3 protein-coding genes are annotated in these 5,384 nt (G+C 70.4%); 1 reads left to right on the plus strand and 2 read right to left on the minus strand.

What is annotated here, in order from left to right; all coding sequences use genetic code 11:
* Positions 1-304 precede the first annotated feature (304 nt).
* Positions 305-964, plus strand: coding sequence for a glycosyltransferase (locus tag APM_RS15135; RefSeq protein ID WP_007424251.1), 660 nt, complete (start codon positions 305-307; stop codon positions 962-964).
* 59 nt (positions 965-1,023) lie between these two features.
* Here APM_RS15135 and APM_RS15140 read toward each other — a convergent pair whose 3' ends face one another.
* Together APM_RS15140 and araD are read right to left on the minus strand one after the other, a co-directional pair.
* Positions 1,024-3,399, minus strand: coding sequence for a xanthine dehydrogenase family protein molybdopterin-binding subunit (locus tag APM_RS15140; protein WP_007424252.1), 2,376 nt, complete (start codon positions 3,397-3,399; stop codon positions 1,024-1,026).
* A 106-nt stretch (positions 3,400-3,505) separates the two neighbouring features.
* A complete protein-coding gene (araD, locus tag APM_RS15145; protein ID WP_035186798.1) occupies positions 3,506-5,236 on the minus strand; it encodes an L-arabinonate dehydratase in 1,731 nt (576 codons plus the stop codon).
* Positions 5,237-5,384: the final 148 nt, after the last annotated feature.

Genomic DNA, 5,384 nt, shown 5'->3' on the forward strand with positions numbered 1-5,384 from the left:
CAGGAGCTGAAGCCGTCCGCCGGGCGGGTTCGTTGTCCCATGCAAATAAATGACGCGGTTTGATCTAGGTCATATCGGGAGCACTCGCGTCTCCTGTATCAACCGGATGAACGTTTCTCCCAGACGTTGAATTCCCTGTTCCCAACTGGGCCCCGGAGTCATCCGGGGCCCTTTTTGTCGGGGCCGCTCGCCTGTCCCGCCGGACGCGCTATGCTGCGGCATGTCGCAACCGAATCGCGCAGGCAGGAGAAAGAGTCCGATCGGCCGGGACGCATGCTTACAGGCCGACGCCCACGTCACGGTCGTGATCCCGACCCTCGACGAGGGACGTCGCATTGGCGCCCTGCTGGCCGTCCTGACCGGGGCGCCGGCGCTCGTCGCGCGCATCGTCGTCTCCGATGGCGGCAGCGTGGATGACACCGTGTCCATCGCGCGGCGTCATGGCGCCGAAGTCGTCACGGGCCGGCCCGGCCGCGGCGGCCAGCTTCGCCGCGGGGCCGAACGGATCGCCGACGGCTGGATCTGGCTCCTGCACGCCGACAGCGAACTGCCGCCGGGCTGGGCGGAATCTCTCCGCGACACGCTCGCCCGGGCCGACCCCGCGCGGGCCTATTATGGAAGGCTGCGCTTCGCGTCGGGCGATATTCGCGCGCGGATCGTCGAGCGCCTCGCGGGATGGCGGTGCCGCGTCTTTCGCCTGCCCTATGGCGACCAGTCCCTGCTGATCCATGCGCGCCTGCTCGCGGCGCTGGATGGCGTGCCCGACCTGAAGCTGATGGAGGATGTCGCGCTGGCCCGCCGCCTCGGCCGCCGCCTCGCCCCGATGGATCTCGTGATCGGGACCAGCGCCCGGACCTACCAGCGCGACGGCTGGTTCCGCCGGGCCGCGGGAAACCTCATCCGCCTGGCGCTGTTTCTGGCCGGGCGCGACCCGGCCAGGCTGGCGAAAACCTACCGGCGCTAGACCACTTTCCGATCCTGTCGGATCGGATGTAGTGCTCCATCATATTGATAACCGGAGCATCATCCACCCGGCCGGATCTTCGCCGCCTGGATCGCCTCCCACACACGGCGCGGGGTGGCCGGCATGTCGATATGCGCGATGCCGAAGCCGGACAGCGCATCGGCCACCGCGTTCATCACCGCCGGCAGGCTGCCGGCGCAGCCGGCCTCGCCGCAGCCCTTGACGCCGAGCGGATTGGTCCGCGCCGGCGCCGGGTGGCTGGCGAAGCCGATCCCCGGCACCGCGTCCGCCCGCGGCAGCGCATAATCCATGAACGAGCCGGTCAGCAGCTGGCCGGCCTCGTCATAGGCGACCAGCTCGTGCAGCGCCTGGCCGATCCCCTGAGCCACACCGCCATGCACCTGGCCGGCGACCAGCATCGGGTTCACCAGCACGCCGAAATCGTTGACCGTGTGATAGGCGACGACCTCGATCACCCCGGTTTCGGGATCGAGCTCGACCTCGGCGATGTGGCAGCCATTGGGGAAGGCCGAGGGCACGCCGCGCGTGACATGGCCGACATCGAGCGTGGCGGGCACACCCTCGGGCAGGGTGCCGGCGGTGCGCAGCCGTTCGGCGAGGTCCATGATGTCGATCCCGAGATCGGTGCCGGCGACGCCGAAGCGCCCGTTGGCGAATTCGATGTCGGCCTCGCCGGCTTCGAGCAGATGGGCGGCGGCGCGGCGGCCCTTTTCGATCACGAGGTCGCCGGCCTCGATGATGGCGGCGCCGCTCTGCATGATCGAGCGCGAGCCGCCGGTGCCGCCGCCGGCGAGGAGCTGGCTGGAATCGCCCTGCACCAGCCGGATGCGCTCGAAGGGAATGCCGAGCTTGCCGTGCAGAACCTGGGCGAAGGGGGTCGCGTGGCCCTGGCCGTAATCGAGCGTGCCGGTGACGATCGTCACCCCGCCATCGGCATCGAAGCGGATGCCGCCCATCTCTGGGCTCGCATCCGCCGTCAATTCCAGATAGTGCCCGACCCCGCGCCCGCGGATCCGCCCGCGCGCTTCGCTCTCCGCCCGCCGTGCCGCGAACCCGTCCCAATCCGCCGCGGCCAGCGCGCGGTCGAGGGTCGCGGGGAAATCGCCGCTGTCATAGGTCAGGCCCGAGGGCGCGCGATGCGGGATCGCCTCCGGGCGGATCAGGTTGCGCCGGCGCAGCGCCAGCGGATCGAGCCCCATCTCGCGCGCGGCGGTCTCGACCAGCCGCTCCATGTAGTAATTGCCTTCCGGCCGCCCCGCGCCGCGATAGGCGCCGACCGGGGTGGTGTTGGTGAAGACGCTGCGGCTGGAAACCTCGATCAGCGGGGTGCGGTAGACGCCGACGAAGTTCTTCACCGCGTTCAGCGTCGCCGGCAGCAGCACCACGTTGGAGAGATAGGCGCCGAGATTGGCAAACCCGGTCAGCCTGGTCGCGAGGAAATTGCCCTCGGCGTCGAGGGCCAGTTCGGCCAGCATCTCGTGGTCGCGGCCATGGCTGTCGGAGAGGAAGCTGCCGGAGCGCTCGTCGGTCCACTTCACCGGCCGGCCGAGTTGCCTGGCGGCGAGCAGGGCGCAGACATATTCGGGATAGCACGAGGCCTTCATGCCGAACGAGCCGCCGACATGGCCGGCCAGCACCCGGACCTGCTCCTTCGGCACGCCGAGCACGGTGCAGAGCAGCCCCCGCATGTTGACGGCCCCCTGGCAGCCGAGCCGCAGCACGTAGCCCTCCGCCGGATCGAACTCGCCGATCGCAGCACGAGGCTCCATCGGGCTGACGATCACGCGGCTGCTGCGCAGGCTCAGCCGGGTGACATGCGCGGCCCGGGCGAAGGCGGCGGCGACGGCCTCGGCATCGCCGAAATGATAGTCGAGCACGAGATTGCCCGGCGCCTCGTCGTGCAGTTGCGGCGCGCCGGGGGTGGCGGCGTCGCGCGCGTCGGTCACCGCCGGCAGCGCGTCGATCTCGGCCAGCACCGCCTCGGCCGCGTCGCGCGCCTGCTGGAGCGTTTCGGCGACGACGAAGGCGATCGGGTCGCCGACATACCTGACGCGGTCGGTCGCCAGCGCGAATTGCCGGGGCCTTGGCGTGTCCGACCCGTCGCGGTTGCGGCTCGCGGCCGCCGGCATCGGGCCGAAGCCCGACGCCGCGATGTCGGCGCCGGTGATGATCGCGGCAACGCCCGGCATCGCCGCGGCGGCTGCGGTATCGACGCCGCGCAGAATGCCATGCGCGACCCCGCTGCGCACCACGACGCCGTAGAGCTGGCCCGGCCGGTCGAGATCGTCGGTATAGCGCCCCTCGCCGCGCAGCAGCACCGGGTCTTCGCTACGCGACACCGGCTGGCCGATCGCGAAGCGCCCGGTGGCCAGCGCGCGATCCAGCCCTTCCGGCTGGCGGAGGATGCGTGTCATGCGGAATGTCCTTCGAAGAACGTCAATAGGGTTGCCCCTTATGTTCGGTCCCGACAGGGCGGGCGCAAGATGCGGTACCGTGAAACCCGGCCGTACTAACCAGATGTCAGTGGATTTCCGGCTCCGCGATCGTCCCCGGCCGGGCCAGCACGTCGAAATCGCAGCCGGTATCGGCCTGGCCGATATGGGCGGCGAAGATCGCGCCATAGCCGCGCGGGAAGCGCGGCGGCGGCGGCGTCCACGCCGCGCGGCGCCGGGCGAGTTCCTCATCGGACAACCGCACGTCGATCCGCCGCGCCGCGACGTCGATGGCGATGACATCGCCGGTGCGGATCAGCGCGAGCGGTCCGCCGACGAAGGATTCCGGGGCGACATGCAGCACGCAGGCGCCGTAGCTGGTGCCGCTCATCCGCGCGTCGGAAATCCGCAGCATGTCGCGCACGCCCTGGCGGAGCAGCTTCACCGGGATCGGCAGCATCCCCCATTCCGGCATGCCCGGCCCGCCCTGCGGCCCGGCATTGCGCAGCACCAGCACATGATCGGCGGTGACGTCGAGATCGGGATCGGCGACGGCTTTCGCCATCGCGTCGTAATCGTCGAACACCAGCGCTGGGCCTTCATGCTTGAGCAGGCGCGGCTCCGCGGCGGAGGGTTTCATCACGCAGCCGCCGGGAGCGAGATTGCCGCGCAGCACCGCGAGCCCCTCGGCGCGGGAGACCGGATTGTCCAGCGGACGGATCACGTCGTCGTTCCACACGGTCGCTCCGGCGATGTTATCGCCGAGCGTCATGCCGTTCACCGTGCGGGTCGCGAGGTCGAGCCGGTCGGCGATGCGGGTGAGGAAGGCCGGCAGGCCGCCGGCGTAGTAGAAATCCTCCATCAGGTATTGGCCGGAGGGGCGGATGTTGGCGAGCACCGGCACGCCGGCGGAGAGCGCGTCGAACCGGTCGAGATCGAGCTCGATCCCGGCGCGGCGGGCCATCGCGATCAGGTGGATGATCGCGTTGGTCGAGCCGGCCAGCGCCGCGCTGGCGACGATCGCGTTCTCGAAGCTCGCCTGGCTCAGCAGGTCGGCGGGGGTGATGTCGTCCCAGACCATCTCGACGATCCGCCGCCCGGTCGCCGCCGCCATGCGGGCATGGCGCGAATCCGGCGCCGGGATCGAGGTCGCCCCCGGCAGGGTGAGGCCGAGCACCTCGGCGAGCGAGGTCATCGTCATCGCCGTACCCATCGTCATGCACACGCCATCCGAGCGGGCGATGCCGGATTCCATGTCTTCCCATTGCGCCTCGGAAATGTTGCCGGCGCGCTTCTCGTCCCAGTATTTCCAGACATCCGAGCCGGAGCCGAGGATGCGCCCGCCCCAGTCGCCGCGCAGCATCGGCCCGGCGGGCATGAAGATCGCCGGCAGGCCGGCGCTGATCGCGCCCATGATGGTGGCCGGCGTGGTCTTGTCGCAGCCGCCCATCAGCACCGCGCCGTCCACCGGCAGCGAGCGCAGGCTTTCCTCGACCTCCATCGCGAGCAGGTTGCGATAGAGCATCGTCGTCGGCTTCACGAAATTCTCCGGCAGCGCCATCACCGGAATCTCGACCGGAAAGCCGCCCGCCTGCAGCACGCCGCGGCGGATCGCCTCGACGCGGGCGGGAAAATGCCCGTGGCAATGGGCGAGGCCGCTCCAGGTGTTGACGATGGCGATGACCGGCTTGCCGGCGTAATCCTCGGGCGCGTGGCCGAGCTGCTTGATCCGCGAGCGATGGCCGAAGCTGCGCAGGTCGGACGCGCCGAACCAGCGGTGGCTGCGCAACTCCTCGGGTGTCTTGCGCGTCTTGGTCATCGTCGGTCTCCTCGCCTGCCGGCGCCGCAGGGCGCGGCGTCGCCTCCGGTTCTGGAATCTAGCAAGGATCGACGCAAGGGCCACGCCGCGCCGGCCGATGGGCGGGCGGGCGATCAGCCCGCCGCGCCGCGCGCGCCGCGATGGGCCA

The organism is Acidiphilium sp. PM, from assembly GCF_000219295.1.
Lineage (GTDB): Bacteria > Pseudomonadota > Alphaproteobacteria > Acetobacterales > Acetobacteraceae > Acidiphilium > Acidiphilium multivorum.